Genomic DNA, 17,696 nt, shown 5'->3' with positions numbered 1-17,696 from the left:
GGTGGCCGGCGCGCGGCGCGCGGCGCGGCGGCCGCGGCTAAGCCGGGAGGCGCTCGGCGGCACCCGGGACGACCAGCTGCCACGGGCCTCCACCCCGGACCCGCGTCAGGTACAGGCGGTAGCTACCGAACTCAGCGAGCGGGTCGCCGTCGACGTACTCGACGGGCTGGCCGCTCGACGTGCACTGGTCGGAGGTCGCGATCACCTCGATCCGGTCGCCCAGCGTCCGGCCCTTCCGCACGTCGGTGATCGCTGCCTCGTACACGCGGTACTCGCCGGAGGCCTCGACCGTCCGGTCCGTCGAGCGGACATCGGCGTCGACGATCAGTGACGACTGCTGCGCCTGCTCCGCTGGGGTCAGCGAGACGTGGTCGATGCACTGCCCGCTCCTGATCCCAGCGCACCCGGCGAGCCCGCCCCCGAGCACACACGCGATCCCGAGCGCCAGCGCTCGCTTCCCCCAGCCCATGCCGTCAGTGTGCGGCACGCGCCCGCCGCCGTCCAGGGCTCGCCGAGCCTCGGCCCGGCGGACGAGACTCGCGCCCCGGAGCCCGCAGAGTGTCCGCCTGGCCGAGGCTCGGCCGAACTTCCGGGCCGCGCCGCACCACCTACCGCCGCAGGCGCGCCAGCTCGCTCCGGTAGCTGCTCAGCTGCGTGACGAGCACCTCGCTGGCCCGGGAACCGCTGAGGTCCCCGAGCAGCCGGTCGACCCGCCGGAGCACCGCCTGCTGGTCCGACCGGGAGAGCCCGTGGAACCGGTCGGCGTCCGGCAGCTGCCCCGGCCACCCGCCGTGCTCCGAGGTCGCGGCGGTGGTCTGCACGGTCGTCGAGGTGGTCGCGGGACGCACGGTGTCCGACGAGGCCTGCGGGCTCGCGATGGTCGCCGCCGCGACGCCCGTCCCCGCGATCGCCAGGATGAGCGCCAGGGTGGCCAGGCTGACAGCGGTCTTCTTCTGCATCTCGTGCTCCGTTCGACGGCCGCTCACCGCGGCGCTGCCGCGGAGTGCGGCAGACCGCTCACTGCGGCAGGTCCAGCCTCCGACGAGGCGGGCGCAGGGCGCATCGGCGGAAGGTGGTGGGCCTCCCGTCCGTTCGACTGATCACCGGCCGACGCGCGCTCCGTCCTTCGGAGGAGGCGCGGAGTCGCCCTGGGCGGCTAGCCTCACGCCATGCGTCCACTCTCGATCCCGCCGTGGGCACGTGCTGCCCTGGCCGGGATCGGGTTCCTGGCGGTGGCCCTCCTGGCGATGGAGGGGCTGCACCGCGCCGGCTGGTACCCGACGAGCCTCGACGACTACCGGATCACCGCGGCCCTGGTCGCGCTCTGCATCGGCGTCGGCCAGCGCCTGCCGTACCCGCTGCTCGTGGTGGTCGGGGTCGTCGTCGGCTGGCCGATGTGGACGTTCGGCGTGCCGACGGTGCGGCTCATCCCGCTCGTGATCGCCGTCTACCTCGCCTGCGCGGCCGGGCGCCGGGTGCTCGCCGTGCTGGCGGTCGTGGTCGTGCCGACGCTGTCCGCGCTGTTCCTGCCGCTCGCGTTCGCCCCCGCGGAGTCCTGGGTGCTCGCCGTCCAACGGTGGCCCCTCGCACTGCTGCTGGGCCGGACGCTCCTGGAGACTTCCGACTGGTCGACGATCGTCCTGATGGGGATCCTGCTCGTGGCGTCCGCGTTCCTCGGTCGCGCCACCGCCCGCCGTCGTCGTTCCGAGCTCGTGCTGCAGCGGCGCAACGAGGAGCTCGTCCGCCTGCGGGAGGCCGACCAGGCCCGCATCGCCTCCGAGGAGCGGACCGCCGTCGCCCGCGAGGTCCACGACGTCGTCGCCCACCACATGGCCGCCATCGTCGTCCGCTCCCAGGCCCTGGTGCGGGTCGGTGTCGCGGACCAGGCCGAGTTCGCCGAGTACGCCTCGTGGGTCGCGGGCACCGGGCAGCAGGCGCTGTCCGAGATGCGGAAGGTCGTCCGGGTCCTCCGCGCGGGCGGGGACGGCGGCACGACCGACGCCCCGGTGTCGCTGCGGAGTGCCCTCGAGGCCGCCGTCGACCGCGTCCGCGCCACCGGTGTCCGGGTCGACGCCGACCTGCGCGTCCCCGAGACCCTGGGCGTGATGCAGGACTTCGCCGTGCTCCGCGTCTGCCAGGAGGCCCTGACCAACACCCTCGTGCACTCCGACGGCTCCTCGGTGCGGATCAGCCTGGCCGCGTCCGAGGACCGCATCCGCCTGGAGGTCCTGGACGACGGCGGCTCCGGCGGCAGCCCCCGGGTGCCCGAGCTCGCCGCCGGTGGCGCCGGGATCCGCGGGATGCGGGAGCGCGCGGCCTCGATCGGCGGGGTCCTGGACGCCGGACCGGCGGAGGGCGGCGGGTGGCGCGTCACGCTCGAGGCACCCCGGGAGGCCCGTGGCCAGACCGCGGGCAGCGTCCGGCCCGTCCCGGGGTCGGGTGCTGGGCCGGCCGGGCCGGCTGGGCCCGTCGGCCTGGCTGGGCAGGCATCGGCTGGCTCGGCTGCTGCTGCTGCTGCTGCTGCCGACCGTCGGGTGGTCGCGTCGTGATCCGCGTGGTGATCGTCGACGACCAGGCCGTGGTCCGCACCGGCCTCAGCATGATGGTCGACGCCGAACCCGACCTGACCGTCGTCGGCCAGGCACCGAACGGGGCCGAGGCGATCGCCCTCTGCGTCGACCTTCGCCCCGACGTGGTGCTCATGGACGTGCGGATGCCCGTGCTCGACGGCATCTCGGCCACCCGCTCGATCGTCTCCGCCGGTACCGCGGGGGCGGTCGTCATCCTGACCACGTTCGACGACGAGGAGTACCTGCTCGACGCCGTGCAGGCCGGTGCGCTCGGGTTCCTGCTCAAGGACGCGGGCCCGGACCTCATCGCCGCCGGGGTCCGCGCCGCCCACACCGGCGACACCCTGATCGCGCCGTCGATGACCCGCGCGCTGCTCGAGAACCGGTTGCTCGGGGTGCGGTCCGGCAGCGGCACTGCCGGCAGTGTTGCCGGTGGCGCTGCCGGCGGCGCTGCCGGTTCGGCCACGCCTGCGCCGCCCGCCGAGCACGCCCCAGCGCTGGCGTCACTGAGCGCACGCGAGCGGGAGGTCCTCACCGCCCTGGTCCGCGGCGCCAGCAACGCGCAGATCGCGAAGGACCTCTGGATCAGCGAGGCCACCGTGAAGACCCACATCAGCAGCGTGCTCGGCAAGGTCGGGGCCGCGAGCCGCGTGCAGGCCGTCGTGTTCGCCTACGAGAGCGGCTTCGTCCGTCCCGACTGGTCCGCGTAGCGCCGGGCGCGCCGGCGCGTTTCGCGCTGGGCGACAGTGCTCGCGTGCGGCGGTGCGAGCGCTGTCGCTGGGGCCGAGCCTCGGCCTGGCGGACAGTTCGTGCCTGCCGGGGGCCGCAGCATGTCCGCCCAGCCGAGCCTCGGCCGGGAGGCGCGGCGCGGGGCGGGGCCGGGGCGGGCCTCCCGTCCGGCGCGGTTCGCGCTGGGCGACAGTGCTCACGTGCGGGGGCGCGAGCGCTGTCGCTGGGGCCGAGCCTCGGCCTGGCGGACAGTTCGTGCCTGCCGGACGGCGCAACATGTCCGCCCAGCCGAGGCTCGGCGGGAGACGCGGGGCGGGGCCAGCGCGGTTCGCGCTGGGCGACAGTGCTCGCGTGCGGCGGGGCGCGAGCGCTGTCGCTGGGGCCGAGCCCCGGCCTGGCGGGAGCTGGTTCGAGCGTGGTGGGTGACAGCGCTCGACACTGGTGCTCGAGCGCTGTCGCCAGTCCCGACTCGGAGGTCGGTCAGTCCAGCGTCAAGCGGATGTGACGTTGGTGAAGTGCGCGATGAACTCCGGAGTGATTCCGTAGAACGTCTCGGTGAGGTTGCCCTTGCTCAGGCAAGACGAGTCTCCGGCGGCCATCTGCGCCGAGAACTTTACTTTTTGTCCTTCCTTCATGGCTACGAGGTTGTTGAAGAACGGAGCGGACGGATCTATCAACGTCTGGTCGTTTAGGTCCGAGAAAGCGTTGTTCCACGTCATGACGGTGATCCCAGATGCAATCTCGACCTCGACGTAGGCCTTCCCCTCCCCATTTGCGCCGATGTTCTTGATCTTCCCGGTCCAGTCGGTAGCGGCGGCGTCGCCAAGGGTCGTGCAGAGAGAAGCATCGCGATTCCGAAGCGCCTGAGAGCGCTGCAGGTCAGTGAGGTCGCCGCGAAGGTCAGCCGTGGTTGCCTGCACGCCCGCGATGAAGGCTGCTTCATCGGCTGGGTACGTTCCGAACTCGCCGTCTGCCGGCGATTCGGCCTCAGCCGGTGCTTTCGCTGCCGGTTCCGAAGCTGCCGGCGCCGGAACAGGTGCTGGCTTCGTGCTCTTCACCGGAGTTGTTTCTGCATCCTTTGACGGTGCCTGCGTAGCTTCGGTCGTGGATGCGCTGCGGCTGCGCTCGTACCCGTCTTTGAAACCGTCCGAGAAGTCGCCGGCACTGGCGACACTGACAGCTATAGCCACGACCAACGCAGCCGCTCCTTCGATGAGGCCGGCGAGGGCTCGCCCGTGCGGGTGCCCAGCTTTGCGGAGGCCGATGATCCCGAGGATTACCGCCGGGATTGCGAAGAGCCATGCAATGTACGAGAGGCCCGGAACGATCGACATGATCGCGGCGACGATGCCCAGGACCATCGCCGTCGTACCCACCCCGCTCCTCGCTGGCTTGGGCGGAGGTGACACCTGTTGGAAGTGGGGAGGGCCGTTCGAATCGAACGCGGGCGGCGTGAAGCTCATGTCGACAGTTTCTCAATCCTTGGAGTCACCTGAGTATCCCCAAAGTGGGTGACGTTCTACGACCCGAGCGATCGCTGTCGCTGGGGCCGAGCCTCGGCCTGGCGGACAGTTCGCGCCTGCCGGACGGCGCAACATGTCCGCCCAGCCGAGGCTCGGCGAGCCCGGCCCGCCGGCCCGCGCCGGCGTCAGGCGCCGCGGCCCCGGGACAGCGGCGCAGCCGCGACCTCGGTCGGCTCGGCCGGGGCGGCCTCGCGGCGGATCGCGATGACCGTCACGTCGTCGTCGTGCGGCACCTCGGCCGCGCGCTCCGCCAGGGCTGCGACGAGCGCCGCCGGCGACCGATCGGCACGCGCGAGCTCGGCGACCGAGTCCACGGCGTCGTCGCGTCCGCCGAACAGGTCGAGTACGCCGTCGCTGAACGAGATGAGCAGGTCGCCCGGCTCGAGGGTCCCGGTGGTGGTCGCCCACTCGTCCCGGAGGCCCATCCCCAGCGGCAGGTCGACCGAACGCAGGCGCTCCACCCCTCCGGCAGCACGGAGGATGAAGCTCAGCCCGTGCCCGGCGTCCGCCCACTGCAGCGACCCGTCGTCGTCGATGCGGGCGTGGAACAGCGTGGTGAAGGTGACGTCCGTGCCGGCACCCTCGGCGGCGAGGCCGTCGGAGGCACGGCGCAGCGCCTCGGACGCATCGTCGACCGTGCGGGCACTCCGGATCGTGGCCCGGACCGCGGCGGCGATGAGCCCGGCGCCGACGCCCTTGCCCATCACGTCGCCGAGCCCGACGGCGATGCCGTTCTCGGTGCGGTACCAGTCGAAGAAGTCGCCGCCGACGCTCTTCGCCGGCATGCAGGCCCCGGCGACGGTGACGCCCTCGCCCAGGCCGTCGCTCGAGGTCGGCAGCAGGGAGCGCTGGACGGCGGCGGCGCGGTCGATCTCCTCGCGGACCAGGCCCTCGCTGTCCTGGGCCGAGCGCACCGAGCGGCGGGAGCGGCGGGAGAGCTCGTGCACGATGACGGCGACGGTACCGAACACGACGACGGTGATGCCGAGGCGCACGAGCTCGCTCGGTCGGGGTGCCATGCCGGGCTGCAGGACGTAGGGCGCCAGGATCACGAGCGTCACGCCGATGACCGAGTAGACGATGGTCCGACGGCCGTTGAGCGAGGCCCACCACACCACCGGCAGCACCACGAGCGAGGTGAACACGGACGCCCCGGCCCCGGTGCCGGTGCGGAAGAAGGCGAGCGAGACGAAGTCGACGGCCAGCAGGATCGGCACGAGGGGGACCGCACGCGGGAAGTGCGCGGCGAACGCGGCGAGCAGGGTCGCGACTGCCGTGGCGACCAGGCTGGCGAGGAACATCGGCATGTCGCTGATCTCGAGCGTCGGCAGCAGCAGCGTCAGCAGCGCACCGAGGGCCAGCAGGCCGCTGATCGGAGCCTGCCGGACGAAGGGGTTGTCGATGACGCTGGTTGGGCGAGACATGCTCAGTGGAGGCTACTGGAGAACCGGGCGCACAACGGGGTGTCGGCCCGAAGAGGGGCCACGCCGATCGACAGGTGTCGGGCAGGACCGGCGTCGGGCACGACAGGTGTCGCGCAGCGAGGGGGGCCCGGACCGTCACCCGGCGCGGGCGCCCCCTAGACGCCCGCGTCACGATGTGGGGGAACTGTAGGGCCTCGAAGGTCCCGCTGGGAAGACCGCACGCGAGATGCGTCACGTCGTCGACGCTCCGCGGACCGGCCAGGAGGCGCGGGTCACGTCAGCAAGGCCCGATCGCGTCAGGCAGGAAGCCCGGTCACGTCAGGCAGGAAGCCCGGTCAGGTCTGGCAACGAGGCCGGGGCATGTCAGCGCGGCCAGGTCGCGATCACCGCGACGGCGTTGAACAGCACGTGCGCCAGGATCGCGCCCCCGATGCGGTTCGTCATCGCGACCAGGGTGCCGGTCAGCGACCCGAGCGCGAAGATCGTCAGGAACACCCGGAAGCCCTCGAGCTGCGTCCCGGCGGCGCCGAGCAGGACGTGCAGGACCGCGAACAGGAACGCGGTCAGCAGCACGGCCAGGAACCGGGTGCGCGGGGTGAGTTCGGCGGCCATCCGGCGCTGGAAGAGCCCGCGGAAGAAGACCTCCTCGAGGAACGGGCTGACCAGCACGATGCCGATGGCGGACACGATGAGCAGCGTCTCGTCCGGCGTCCCGAGGCTCGGCGCCGGCGCGAGCCCGGTCGAACCGGTGAAGGCCAGGCCGAGGAACACGTCGAACACCCGGCACAGGATCACGATGCCGATGGCGAAGATCGCGTCGCCGACCCCGAGACGCAGGCGTGCCGCACGGTCCGTGCTCGCCGATCGACGCAGCACCCACACGATGCCGGCGATGAGCGGCAGCCAGACGGCGACGTCGGCGACCAGCACCTGCAGGACGGGCGGCTGGATCGAGCCCGAGGTCGTGAACCCGGACGCGACCCGGGCCAGGATGACCGCCACTCCCAGGGCGACCAGCAGGATCACGAGGTCCCGCTGACGGCTGGTGTCGGGCTGGGCGCTGGCCACGTCGGACTCGGTGCTCATGGGCTCACCGTAGAGGACGGGAAGCCCAGAACGGCAGATACAGCCGAGCGTTGCTCGATCATGTGGCACTATTTGAATGCCGTACACCGGGACATCCCCGGTGCACCTGTGCTGGGAAACACAGGAGAGCGGCGTGATCGTCGGGGAAGGCGGGCCGCGTGGAACTACGCGACTACATCACCGTGCTGCGGAAGGGATGGGTTCTCATCCTGGTCCTGGCACTCGTCGGAGTCGCCGCTGCTGCGGGCTTCTCCCTGATGAAGAAGCCGGTCTACTCGGCGTCAGCGCAGGTGTTCGTGTCGACGGAGACATCGGGCAGTGCGAGTGACCTGGCGCAGGGGAACACCTTCACCCAGCAGCGGGTCCTGACGTACTCGAACCTGGTGTCGACGCCGATCGTGCTGCTGCCGGTCATCGCGAAGCTCCAGCTCGACATGAACGCCGACCAGCTCGCGACGATGGTGTCCGCGACCGCGCCGACGAGCACGACCCTGATCGCGATCAACGTCAACGACACGGACCCGGTCCAGGCGGCGGACATCGCGAACGCGACCTCCCAGAGCCTGACCAACGTCGTCGAGGACATCGAGGCCACCGACGCCGACGGCAAGAGCAGCGTCAAGCTCACCCGCGTGAAGCAGGCCGACGTGCCGAGCGTGCCGGTCAGCCCGAACGTGCCGGTCAACGTCGCACTCGGGCTGCTCGTCGGGCTCGCCCTGGGCGTCGGCATCGCCGTGCTCCGCGAGACGCTGGACAACCGCGTCCGCACCGAGCAGGACGTCGAGAAGATCAGCGACAAGCCGGTCGTCGGTGGCATCGCCTTCGACAGCAAGGCCTCGGAACGTCCGCTCATCGTGCAGGTCGACCCGCGCAGCCCACGCGCCGAGTCCTTCCGCACACTCCGGACGAACCTGCAGTTCCTGGACATCGGCACCGGCGCGCGCACCTTCGTGATGACGTCGTCCGTGCAGTCCGAGGGCAAGAGCACCACGGTCGCCAACCTGGCCATCGCGCTCGACAGCGCCGGGTTCCGCGTGATCCTCATCGACGCCGACCTCCGTCGTCCCCGCGTCGCCGAGTACATGGACGTCGAGACCCACGCCGGTCTGACCGACGTGCTCATCGGCCGCGCCGAGCTCGAGGACGTCGCCCAGCCCTGGGGCCGCGGCAACCTCGTCGTCCTGCCGGCCGGACAGATCCCGCCGAACCCGTCCGAGCTCCTCGGTTCCCGCGCCATGCAGGACCTGATCGAGCGGCTCGAGGGCGAGTTCGACTACGTCCTGTTCGACGCCCCGCCGCTGCTGCCCGTCACCGACGCCGCGATCCTGGCGAAGAAGGCCTCCGGCGCGATCGTCGCCGTGGCCTCGGGCAAGACGCACAAGGGCCAGTTCGCCGCCGCCGTCTCCGCACTTGAGAGCGTGGGCGCGCCCATCGCCGGCTTCGTCATCACGATGATGCCGGTCCGCGGCCCGGGTGCCTACGGCTACGGCCGGTACGGCTACGGGTACGGCTACGGCATCGAGGACGAGGACGCCCCGAAGGTCAAGCCGCCCAAGCGCGGCGGCAAGAAGCTCGGCGCGTTGAGCCGCGCTGAGCGCTGAGACGGGGTCGGGGGACATGGCCGCTCGCCGGGGGACCCGAAACCTCGGCTCGTCGCTCACGCGGACGACCCTGGTCTGGGTCGCCATCGTGATCGTCGTGCTGGTCGTCATCGACATCGCACTCGTCACGCTCGCCCTGGGGCGGACCGCCCCGAACGCGGGCGACCCGGCTGGTCCGATCCCGACCTTCTCCAGCTCGCCGCGCACCGACGAGAGCGCGTCGCCGACGCCCACGGGGACCGCTGACGCCGTCGCCTCGCGTCGGTCCCTCTCCGCGGTCGACGGCCAGGAGGCATGGCGCGCGTCCGGTGGGACGTGCGGCGGATCCGCACCCACCCTCGAGCACACGACCGACGCGGGCGCGACCTGGAAGCCGGTCGCGCTGGGTGCCGACGTGTCGTCGGTGATGGCGATCCGTGCCTCCAGTGCGGACCTGACGATCCTGGCCGGTGTCGGAGCCGAGTGCACGCCCACGGTCCGGTCCAGCACCGACGACGGCGTCACCTGGACCGCTGGCGCCGCCGGGGCGGCCGGAGCCGGCGTCTCGCCGGCGGGCCTGGTCCTGTCGACCGGAGTCGTCGACCCGCCCTGCAGCGAGCCGGTCGAGGCGTTCCAGGGCAAGCAGACCGCCGTCGTGATCTGCGACGGGCACCTCGAGTGGCGGGCAGGCTCCGGCGACTGGGTGGACGTGCCGCTCGCCGGTGTCCGCTCGATCGCCGACGCCGGCAACGAGTACTCGCTCGCACGTGTCGGCGCGACGACGTGTGCCGGGGTGCAGGTCGAGTCGATGCCCGCGATCAGCGTCACGCCCGCGACGACCACGACCCCGCTCGGCTGCGATGCCGACGCCACGACCGACGGCCCGATCAGCCTGGCCCGAGCCGGCGAGGACGTCTGGCTCTGGGCCGGCGACACCGTCGCGGTCTCGACCGACGGCGGGGCCACCTGGTGAGCCGGTGGTCGAGATGACCGCGGGCGCGGTGCGGGTCTCCCCGTCGACAGGGTCCACCGAGGAGTGGAGCCGGTCGTTCTCGCGCCGTGTCCTGGTCACCGACCTGCTCGCCCTGTTCTGGGTCGTGTTCGGCGTGCAGATCGCCTGGCTCGGCCTGGACTCCAACCTGGCCACCAACACGGCCGACCTGCGCCTGAGCTACACCGGCATCTCGATCGTCGTGATCGTCGTCTGGATGACCGCCCTGGCGCTCTACGACACCCGCGGACACCGCGTGATCGGTGTCGGCAGCACCGAGTACCGCCTGGTCGCCGACGCCAGCGTGCGCGTCTTCGGCTTCCTGGCGATCGTCGCGTTCCTGCTGCACGTCGACCTGGCCCGCGGCTACATCCTCATCGCGTTCCCCGTCGGCATCCTGGTCCTGCTCACCTCGCGGTGGATCTGGCGCCAGTGGCTGGTCGCCGAGCGCAAGCGTGGCAACTACTCGGCCAAGGTCCTGCTCGTCGGCTCGACGAGCAGCGTGCTGCACCTGGCCCGCGAGCTCGGCCGGTCCCCGGAAGCCGGCTACCGGGTCGTCGGAGCAGCCGTCTCCGCCGGCACCCACGGCGTCCTGCCCGGCTCGACCGTGCCGAGCTTCGGCGGCTTCGACGACCTCACCGCCGCCCTCGCCACCACCGGGGCCGACACCGTCGTCATCACCAGCGCCGACGACCTGCCGCCGGAACGCGTCCGCCAGCTCAGCTGGTCGCTCGAGCCCGGCCGCCAGCACCTGGTCGTCGCCCCGAGCCTGACCGACATCGGCGGTCCCCGCATCCACACCCGCCCGGTGCAGGGTCTGCCGCTCATCCACGTCGAGACGCCGACCTACACCGGCCGCAAGCTCTACACGAAGCGGGCCTTCGACATGATCGGCTCGACGCTGCTCATCCTGGTCCTGTCGCCCGTCCTGCTCGTCCTGGCCGTGCTGGTGAAGACCACGTCGCCGGGGCCGGTGTTCTTCCGCCAGGAACGCGTCGGTCTGAACGGCAGCACCTTCCGGATGATCAAGTTCCGGTCCATGGTCGTCGACGCCGAAGCCCGCCTGCAGGAGCTCAGCCAGCTGGACCGGGCTGCGGGCAACGACGTGCTGTTCAAGATGAAGAACGACCCCCGCGTCACCCGGGTCGGGGCGTTCATGCGGCGGTACAGCCTGGACGAGGTGCCGCAGCTGTTCAACGTCCTCATCGGCGACATGTCGTTGGTCGGGCCGCGCCCGCCGCTCAGCCGTGAGGTCGCGCGCTACGACCAGCACGTGCACCGCCGTTTCCTCGTCAAGCCGGGCATGACCGGGTTGTGGCAGGTCAGCGGGCGGTCCGACCTGTCGTGGGAGGACTCGGTCCGTCTCGACCTCTACTACGTCGAGAACTGGTCGATGGTCGCCGACATCGTGATCCTCTGGAAGACCCTCCGAGCCGTCCTCCACAGTAGTGGGGCGTATTGATGGCCCGTAAGGGGCGCGGTGGTCACCGCGGCCTGGCAGGGGTCCTCAGCAGCGCCGGCGCCGGTGTCGCCGGACTGATCGCCGGTATCGTCCTGCTGCCCGTCATCATCAGCACGGTGTCCGCCGAGCAGTACGGGATCTGGCTCGTGGTGTCGGCGATCGCGCAGTACCTCAACTACTCGGACCTCGGGGTCGGCACTGCGATCGTCCACTTCGGGTCGCGCGCTCGAGCCGGCGGTGAGGAGCGCGACCTCGGGGCGTTCCTGCAAGCAGGACTCATCTGGAACACGCTGGCCCTGGTGGTCGTGGCACCCGTGTTCATGGTCGTCGCCTACCTGTACCTCTGGTCGGGCAAGGCCCAGGACGTCCTCACGCAGCCCGAGTCCGTGACGTTGCTGCTCGTGGGTGTGGCGATGCTCGGAGCACTGCTCCTCAAACCGTTCGGCTCGGCGCTCAACGGCGCCGGACTCCTGCCGATCGAGCGACGCAACCAGGCGATCGGGGTGCTCGTCCGGGTCGTGCTGACGCTCGTCGCGTGCCTGGTCCTCCGGGACATCGTCTTCGTCGCGATGGCCGAGGCGATCGCCGTGATCGTGCCGGTCTGCTTGTCCTGGGCAACGGTCCGCACGCGGAAGCTCGCGCAGATGAAGTGGGCCGGGTTCCCCGGGGGAACGCTCCGCTACATGCTCTCGTACAGTGTGCGGTCGTTCGCGGTGAACGCCGTCGGCGCGTTGCTGCTGCAGGCGGGGACCATCGCGGCCGGCATCACGCTGCGGCCGCAGGACGTCACCTACTACAACGCTGCCTTCCGGGTCTACACCAGCGTCCGACAACTCATCGGGTGGGCCAACGATCCCTTCCGTCCGGCGCTGAGCCGTCTGAACGTGGCTGCACCTGCCGAAGCGCGACGGGCACTGTTGTCGATCTGCTTCGTGACCCTGTCGCTCAGCGTCGCGGGTTGCGCCGTCCTGATTATCGCAGCGCAGGACGTCGTCCGCATCTGGCTCGGTCCTGGCGTACCCATCGACACGATCGCCGTGACGATGGTCCTGCTCCTCGCCGGCCTCATGGTCAACGCGATCCACCTGCCGCTGATCCCCGCTGCAGACGCGTCCGGCGCACCGGGTGTGTTCTTCATCCCGCAGCTGATCTGGATGGTCCTCACGGTCGGCGGGTCGCTGCTCTTCGGAGCACTGCTGGGCCTGCCAGGCATCGCGCTCGGTCTGACGTTGCCGCTGATCGTGATCGAACCGTTCTACCTCTTCCGGGCCGCCCGGGTCCTGCGCTTCACCCTGCGCGACTGGTCCAGCGCGGTCGCCCGACCGGTGCTGCTCCTCGCAGCGGGCGGCGGTGCTGCTGTGGGCGTGTGGCTCCTCGTCGCGATGGCGAGTGACCTGCGCGGCTCGGGCATCCTCAACGCGGTGGCCTTCCTCGTCGGGAGTGGAGCCACCGCAGTCCTCCTCAGGAAGGTGTTGCCGTGGCGGAGTTTCGTGACCATGGGAAAGCTGGAGCTGTGAACCGATCAGGTGACGAGGAGACGGCCGCGCGCCCGCAGAGTCTCGAGCAGCTCCGGGAGGAGACTCGCTCTGTCCTGGAGGCGCTCATCGGGCCGCACCGGGACGTTGCCCTCCTGGACTTCCCCAACCACCAGAACGTGGGCGACACGATGATCTGGCGCGGCGAACTCGACCACCTGGCGAGTCTCGGCCTGCGTGTGCGGTACCGGACCGACATCCAGCGATTCTCCCGGGAACTGCTGGACAGGTTGGTTCCCGACGGTCCGATCCTGCTGCACGGCGGAGGCAACTTCGGTGACCTCTGGCCGGAATTCCAGCGGTTCCGAGAGCGCATCGTGTCCCTCTACCCGAACCGCCGTGTGATCCAGCTCCCGCAGTCCATCGAGTTCCGTGATCCCGCTGCAGCAGCGGGAGCGAACGCGGTGTTCGGGCAACACGACGACTTCCACCTCCTCGTTCGCGACTGGCAGTCCCACGCCCGCGCACGAGCGACCCTTCCCGATGTGCAGGTGCAGTTCTGCCACGACGCCGCTCTCGGGTGGCAACCCGCGAGCGGAGGCGTGCGCAAGGACGGAACGACCGACGTACTGGTCCTCGCGCGGCGAGACCACGAGCGCGGGGTCGGGATCAGCCGGTTCGTGCCGACGCGACCCGGACGTCGTGACCGCACGGCCGACTGGGGGCTGCGCGGCGTCGACGGGCTGCTCTGGCGGCTGGCTCGGATCCCGCTCGGACTTGCCCGGGCGGCTCCGGTGCTCGCATCGCTCCCGGCGTACTACCCGGCCATGTCGCTTGCCTACCGGGCGCTCGCGGGACTCAACCTCCGAGACGGGCTCCGTCTCTTCCGAGGAAGCCGGGTCATCGCCACTGATCGCCTCCACGCTCACGTTCTCGCCCTCCTGCTGCGGAAGCCCCACGTCGTGGCCGACAACAACTACGGCAAGATCGCCGGTGTCATGAACGCGAGTACCGGCGACCTGGGCGACTTCCTGTTCGTGTCGAGCGATGACGACGTCGAGGCAGCGACGACCTGGATCGACGAACGCCTCCAGCGGGACGAGGCGCGATGACGTCACGAGCCGGCGGTCACGACCCAGCGGTGAACATCGTCTTCGCTCAGGGACGGGATGTTCCGTCCTGGGAGCAGCGTCACGCCAGTGGGCTGATCCCCGATCGATGGCCGTACGGACTGGACGGCGTCACGCGACACTTCTCGGCAGCACGAGCTGTCGAAGTCGGCCCGCTCCGACCGCTGCGACTGCTCCGTGCTCTGACCAGTCGGCGAGAGTCGCAGGGCGACCCCGGACAGAGGACGATCTCACTCAGCTGGGAAGAGGACGTGGCGCTCCGGATGCTCGAGCAGTACCCGGCGGACGTCGCCCTGAGCGGCGTGATCTGGGCGACTGACCCTCCGGAGTCGATGGCTGCTCGGCTGAAGCAACGTCTCTCACGTCTGGCTCTCCGTCGGATGAGTCTGGTGTGGACGTTGAGCAAGCCGCAGGTCGAGGTCGTCGAACGTTGGCTCGGCGCCGGCGGGCCGCCGGTCCGGTACCTCCGCTTCGGGGTCGACCACGAGTTCTTCGCCGAGAAGCCGTTCCCGAGCACGCCCATGCTGTTCAGCGCTGGGGGCGACCGTGACCGGGACCCCGCGACGCTGTTCCGGGCCATCGAGATCGTCCGGCGTGAACACCCGGGCATCGAAGTCTCGGTCCAGTCGCGAACGCAGCTGCAGCCGCCGGACGGTGTCACGGTCGTCCCGTACCTGACGCACCAACAGCTGCGGGAGGCGTACGAACGAGCATCGGTCGTCGCGATCGCAACCCGACCGAACCTCCATGCTTCCGGCATGACCGTCTCCCTGGAAGCCATGTCGGTCGGGCGTCCCGTGGTGATCACCGAGACACCGGGCCTGGACGACTACGTCCGCGACGGGGACACCGGCTTCTTGGTGCCGTGCAACGATCACCGTGCCCTGGCAGCAAGGATCGGGACCCTGCTCGAGGACCACGCTGCAGCAGAAGCTATGGGGGAACGGGCTCGCCGACGAGTCGTCGCGAGCTTCACCTCCGCGCAGATGGCTGATGAGCTCGCGAAGTTCGCGGCCTCCTCCAGCGGCACCAGGGGACGGTAAGCGTCGTTGAGACGGGCTCTGGACCGACGGAACCCGTCAACGGGTAGCTGGACGCGCACAAGTGCCGTGTCGGTGCGCTGAAGGGCACACTCTGGTCAACGCGGACGGATCACTGCGAGGCGAAGACCCGGACCGGCTCGTCTGCCGGTTCCACTCGGTCTGACCGATCGGTGGCCGCGGTGAGGGCTCCGAGTAGACCGCCGAAGAGGAGTGCCGAGTTCGTGCTCAGCGCTACCGGCGCCACAACGGACACTGCCAGCATGGCGGTGAAGGCTGCCCCAAGAGCAAAGGACGTCTTTGACGTTTCCCGAAGCGATCTCAGCAGCGGACTCCCGACTGAAGCTACCAAGAGCAGCATGCTCAGTACGCCGCCTTTCACGGCGAGCCAGCCGTAGAAGTTGTGAGCGAAGTACGGGGCGTAGTCCAACAGGAAGCTGGCAGTACCCGCCGAAGGTTTGTAAGCAAATCCGAACCCGTGACCGAAAACCGGCGACGACAAGAAACCCTGCAGCAGGTATGAGTTCTCACGTGTCCGGAACTGCACCGATGGGTCGGTGGCCTGCACCGTGGAACTCAACCCCCCTACGACTCGGTCACTGTAGCTCTGCACCTGCGTGTTGATGAACTCCCCACCAGGGAGTTGCGCCAGCACGGGGCCGAGCGCAACGAGTAAACCGAACACCGCCAGCGCCGAGACGACAATGAACGAACCGCGGATGAAGGTCCCTGTGCGGCGGTTCGCGATCATGGCGAACAGGATCGCGACGGCGACTGCGAGGATCGAGTTTCGGGAGAAGCTGAGCACGACGATCAGGAGCGCAGGAGTGCTCAGCATCCATGAATCACGGACGCGTATCCGGTTGGCGATCGCCAGAGCGAGAACGCCGCAGAGAACCGCCAGGGCGGGGAACGTCGCCTCGGTGAGGAGACGCGTCGCCGCCGCGCTGTCCCCGGTCACCGACGTGAGTGACGCGTCCTCGGTGCGACCTCCCACTGCGAGACCGGTCGTCGCGCCCGCCAAGGTCACGACGGCCGAGATCCACAGCACCCAGCCAAGAACTCTGAAGCAGCGCTCGGCGATGGGGGTTCCGTACACGCGACTTGCGATGACCACGGCGGCAGCGGTCTCGAGGAGAGGCCGCACGTCGTAGAGGATCTTCGAGAGGGAATTCTGGTGCGCAAACCCCACGAGCAAGGCCACGGCGATCGACCCGGCGAAGGCGAGCAGGATGAGGTTCGCACGCCGGCTGGCCGGGAACTTCGCCACTGAGTAGGCCAGCCCGACGAGCAGGAAGGGTTCGTGCGCGTGCAGAGTGAGGCCAGCGACCTCGAAGGTGGTCGGCAGGAACGCCGGCAGTGCGATGCTCGACAGGATCAATGCGAGGTAGATGGACCACGTCGGCCGCATCACGAGCAGGAGAGCGACCGCTGCGCCGAGCACCACGAGGAGCGCCAATGGCGACTGCACGACCGCGTAGGCCGCCAAAGCCGTCGCGAGCACGCCCCCGACCGCGACGATGATTCTCTGCACACGGGCGACACTACAGGCAGTGACAAGCGCTCAGAAGAGCCCGTAGGCTACTGACCACCGGACGGAAGGGGCCTGGTGGCCGTCGAACAGCCCCGCGTGAGCCGCGAGAACAGTCTCGATTTCCTGCGCCTTGCCGCGGCGTCCGTTGTCGTCCTCGCTCACGCCCAAGCCGACTTCCGCACGAGCTTCCTGTGGAACGCGTCCCAACTCGTCGACGGCGTTGGCATGTTCTTCATCATGAGCGGCATGCTCGTGTATCGGTCTGGCGAGTCGACGTGGAGCCGGACTGGGCGTTGGAGAGATTTCTTCTGGAATCGGTACCTGCGAGTCGCGCCCGGTATCTACGCGTTCGCTGTGATCGCGCCGCTCGTCCTCGTCGCAGCCGGTGCCGTGACCCTCTCCAGCCTCTTCAAGTTCCCGCTGGTCGTCTGGCTCGGGAGTGCCTTCTTCCTCCTGCCGAACTACGACCCGCCGACCTGGCAACACGTGGGCACAGGCGTGATCAACGGTCAGCTGTACACGATCCCCGCTGAGGTCAGCTTCTACCTGATCGTCCCGGTGCTGGTTCTCGTCGCTCGTCGTTTCGGCTTCTTGCAGATGCTCGCCAGCTTCATCCTGGTGTCCATCGCCATCAGCATCGGGGTCACGCTCGGCGGTCACACCGCGGAAGCGATCGCGCACCACACGTTCGTCGAGCGCGCCGGGTTCTTCGCTGCTGGAATATTCTGGGCGAAATACCGCGAACGCGTTCCTGCCCGGTGGTGGCTCTTCGTCGCCGCCTGCGCCATCTACGTCCCAGTGAAGCTGTTCGCGCTCGATACGGATGTGCTCGGGCCCTTGTCTCCGTTCGTGATCGCAATCCCGTTGAGCTACATGGTCGTTTTCTTCGGCTACCACGGACCGCGAGCTCTCGGCCACCTGACGGAGAGGGTGGGCGATCTCAGCTACAGCACGTACATCTGGCACGTACTGGTCATCAACCTCCTGCTCTTCTTCGGTTTTTCAGGTGAATGGTGGCTTGTCCCGCTGACTCTCGCTGTCACGTGGTGCATCGCTTGGTTGTCCTGGCGGCTCGTTGAGAAGCCAGCGCTGCGGTTGAAGCGGATCTCGAGCCGCAACGTGACACGAGTATCGCGTTGAACTGAGTGCACC

Annotated in this window: 15 protein-coding genes; 9 read left to right on the top strand and 6 right to left on the bottom strand. The window is 69.7% G+C overall.

Annotation, left to right across the window (positions count from 1 at the left end; translation table 11 throughout):
• Positions 1 to 37 precede the first annotated feature (37 nt).
• Both JOD51_RS14045 and JOD51_RS14040 read right to left on the bottom strand, forming a co-directional pair.
• Complete coding sequence (locus tag JOD51_RS14045) at positions 38 to 469, bottom strand: hypothetical protein (protein ID WP_204609538.1); 432 nt, start codon at positions 467 to 469, stop codon at positions 38 to 40.
• Positions 470 to 608: 139 nt separating this feature from the next.
• Complete coding sequence (locus JOD51_RS14040; protein ID WP_204609536.1) at positions 609 to 959, bottom strand: hypothetical protein; 351 nt, start codon at positions 957 to 959, stop codon at positions 609 to 611.
• Between the two features lie 210 nt (positions 960 to 1,169).
• Here JOD51_RS14040 and JOD51_RS14035 point away from each other — a divergent pair, with 210 nt between their 5' ends.
• A complete protein-coding gene (locus tag JOD51_RS14035; protein WP_204609534.1) occupies positions 1,170 to 2,549 on the top strand; it encodes a sensor histidine kinase in 1,380 nt (459 codons plus the stop codon).
• Positions 2,546 to 3,280, top strand: coding sequence for a response regulator (locus JOD51_RS14030; protein ID WP_204609532.1), 735 nt, complete (start codon positions 2,546 to 2,548; stop codon positions 3,278 to 3,280). The genes JOD51_RS14035 and JOD51_RS14030 overlap by 4 nt, the downstream gene beginning before the upstream one ends.
• A 510-nt stretch (positions 3,281 to 3,790) precedes the next feature.
• Here JOD51_RS14030 and JOD51_RS14025 read toward each other — a convergent pair.
• The 3 genes from JOD51_RS14025 to JOD51_RS14015 form a co-directional block, all read right to left on the bottom strand.
• Positions 3,791 to 4,762, bottom strand: a complete 972-nt coding sequence (locus tag JOD51_RS14025; RefSeq protein WP_204609530.1) for a DUF4190 domain-containing protein — start codon at positions 4,760 to 4,762, stop codon at positions 3,791 to 3,793.
• A gap of 185 nt (positions 4,763 to 4,947) precedes the next feature.
• On the bottom strand, positions 4,948 to 6,246 hold the full coding sequence (locus JOD51_RS14020; RefSeq protein WP_204609528.1) for a PP2C family protein-serine/threonine phosphatase: 1,299 nt from the start codon (positions 6,244 to 6,246) through the stop codon (positions 4,948 to 4,950).
• Positions 6,247 to 6,609: 363 nt separating this feature from the next.
• A complete protein-coding gene (locus JOD51_RS14015) occupies positions 6,610 to 7,332 on the bottom strand; it encodes a CPBP family intramembrane glutamic endopeptidase (protein WP_204609526.1) in 723 nt (240 codons plus the stop codon).
• A gap of 158 nt (positions 7,333 to 7,490) precedes the next feature.
• On the opposite strand from JOD51_RS14015, the gene JOD51_RS14010 reads away from it, so the two are divergent.
• From JOD51_RS14010 to JOD51_RS13985, 6 genes are all read left to right on the top strand, one after another.
• On the top strand, positions 7,491 to 8,933 hold the full coding sequence (locus tag JOD51_RS14010) for a tyrosine-protein kinase domain-containing protein (RefSeq protein ID WP_204609524.1): 1,443 nt from the start codon (positions 7,491 to 7,493) through the stop codon (positions 8,931 to 8,933).
• A gap of 16 nt (positions 8,934 to 8,949) precedes the next feature.
• Complete coding sequence (locus JOD51_RS14005) at positions 8,950 to 9,885, top strand: beta propeller repeat protein (protein WP_204609522.1); 936 nt, start codon at positions 8,950 to 8,952, stop codon at positions 9,883 to 9,885.
• A 13-nt stretch (positions 9,886 to 9,898) separates the two neighbouring features.
• On the top strand, positions 9,899 to 11,365 hold the full coding sequence (locus tag JOD51_RS14000; protein ID WP_204611246.1) for a sugar transferase: 1,467 nt from the start codon (positions 9,899 to 9,901) through the stop codon (positions 11,363 to 11,365).
• Complete coding sequence (locus JOD51_RS13995) at positions 11,365 to 12,882, top strand: lipopolysaccharide biosynthesis protein (protein ID WP_204609520.1); 1,518 nt, start codon at positions 11,365 to 11,367, stop codon at positions 12,880 to 12,882. Before JOD51_RS14000 ends, JOD51_RS13995 begins: the two co-directional genes overlap by 1 nt.
• Complete coding sequence (locus tag JOD51_RS13990; protein ID WP_204609518.1) at positions 12,879 to 13,952, top strand: polysaccharide pyruvyl transferase family protein; 1,074 nt, start codon at positions 12,879 to 12,881, stop codon at positions 13,950 to 13,952. Before JOD51_RS13995 ends, JOD51_RS13990 begins: the two co-directional genes overlap by 4 nt.
• 416 nt (positions 13,953 to 14,368) lie before the next feature.
• Complete coding sequence (locus JOD51_RS13985; RefSeq protein ID WP_204609516.1) at positions 14,369 to 15,013, top strand: glycosyltransferase family 4 protein; 645 nt, start codon at positions 14,369 to 14,371, stop codon at positions 15,011 to 15,013.
• A 109-nt stretch (positions 15,014 to 15,122) separates the two neighbouring features.
• Here the strand turns inward: JOD51_RS13985 and JOD51_RS17610 are convergent, their stop codons facing one another.
• The gene (locus JOD51_RS17610; protein ID WP_204609514.1) at positions 15,123 to 16,544 is read right to left on the bottom strand and encodes an O-antigen ligase family protein; all 1,422 of its coding nucleotides are present in this window, start codon (positions 16,542 to 16,544) and stop codon (positions 15,123 to 15,125) included.
• Positions 16,545 to 16,619: 75 nt separating this feature from the next.
• Between JOD51_RS17610 and JOD51_RS13975 the strand changes: the two genes are divergently transcribed.
• The gene (locus JOD51_RS13975; protein ID WP_204609512.1) at positions 16,620 to 17,684 is read left to right on the top strand and encodes an acyltransferase family protein; all 1,065 of its coding nucleotides are present in this window, start codon (positions 16,620 to 16,622) and stop codon (positions 17,682 to 17,684) included.
• Positions 17,685 to 17,696: the final 12 nt, after the last annotated feature.

The organism is Curtobacterium herbarum (genome assembly GCF_016907335.1).
In the GTDB taxonomy this organism is placed as follows: domain Bacteria; phylum Actinomycetota; class Actinomycetes; order Actinomycetales; family Microbacteriaceae; genus Curtobacterium; species Curtobacterium herbarum.
This window is presented reverse-complemented; position numbering and strand designations above follow the sequence as displayed.

What these genes read in the sequence shown, in the direction of transcription:
- JOD51_RS14045 (WP_204609538.1), bottom strand. Translation starts at nt 469, where the DNA reads ATGGGCTGGGGGAAGCGAGCGCTGGCGCTCGGGATCGCGTGTGTGCTC.
- JOD51_RS14040 (WP_204609536.1), bottom strand. Translation starts at nt 959, where the DNA reads ATGCAGAAGAAGACCGCTGTCAGCCTGGCCACCCTGGCGCTCATCCTG.
- JOD51_RS14035 (WP_204609534.1), top strand. Translation starts at nt 1,170, where the DNA reads ATGCGTCCACTCTCGATCCCGCCGTGGGCACGTGCTGCCCTGGCCGGG.
- JOD51_RS14020 (WP_204609528.1), bottom strand. Translation starts at nt 6,246, where the DNA reads ATGTCTCGCCCAACCAGCGTCATCGACAACCCCTTCGTCCGGCAGGCT.
- JOD51_RS14005 (WP_204609522.1), top strand. Translation starts at nt 8,950, where the DNA reads ATGGCCGCTCGCCGGGGGACCCGAAACCTCGGCTCGTCGCTCACGCGG.
- JOD51_RS14000 (WP_204611246.1), top strand. Translation starts at nt 9,899, where the DNA reads ATGACCGCGGGCGCGGTGCGGGTCTCCCCGTCGACAGGGTCCACCGAG.
- JOD51_RS14015 (WP_204609526.1), bottom strand. Translation starts at nt 7,332, where the DNA reads ATGAGCACCGAGTCCGACGTGGCCAGCGCCCAGCCCGACACCAGCCGT.
- JOD51_RS13995 (WP_204609520.1), top strand. Translation starts at nt 11,365, where the DNA reads ATGGCCCGTAAGGGGCGCGGTGGTCACCGCGGCCTGGCAGGGGTCCTC.
- JOD51_RS14025 (WP_204609530.1), bottom strand. Translation starts at nt 4,762, where the DNA reads ATGAGCTTCACGCCGCCCGCGTTCGATTCGAACGGCCCTCCCCACTTC.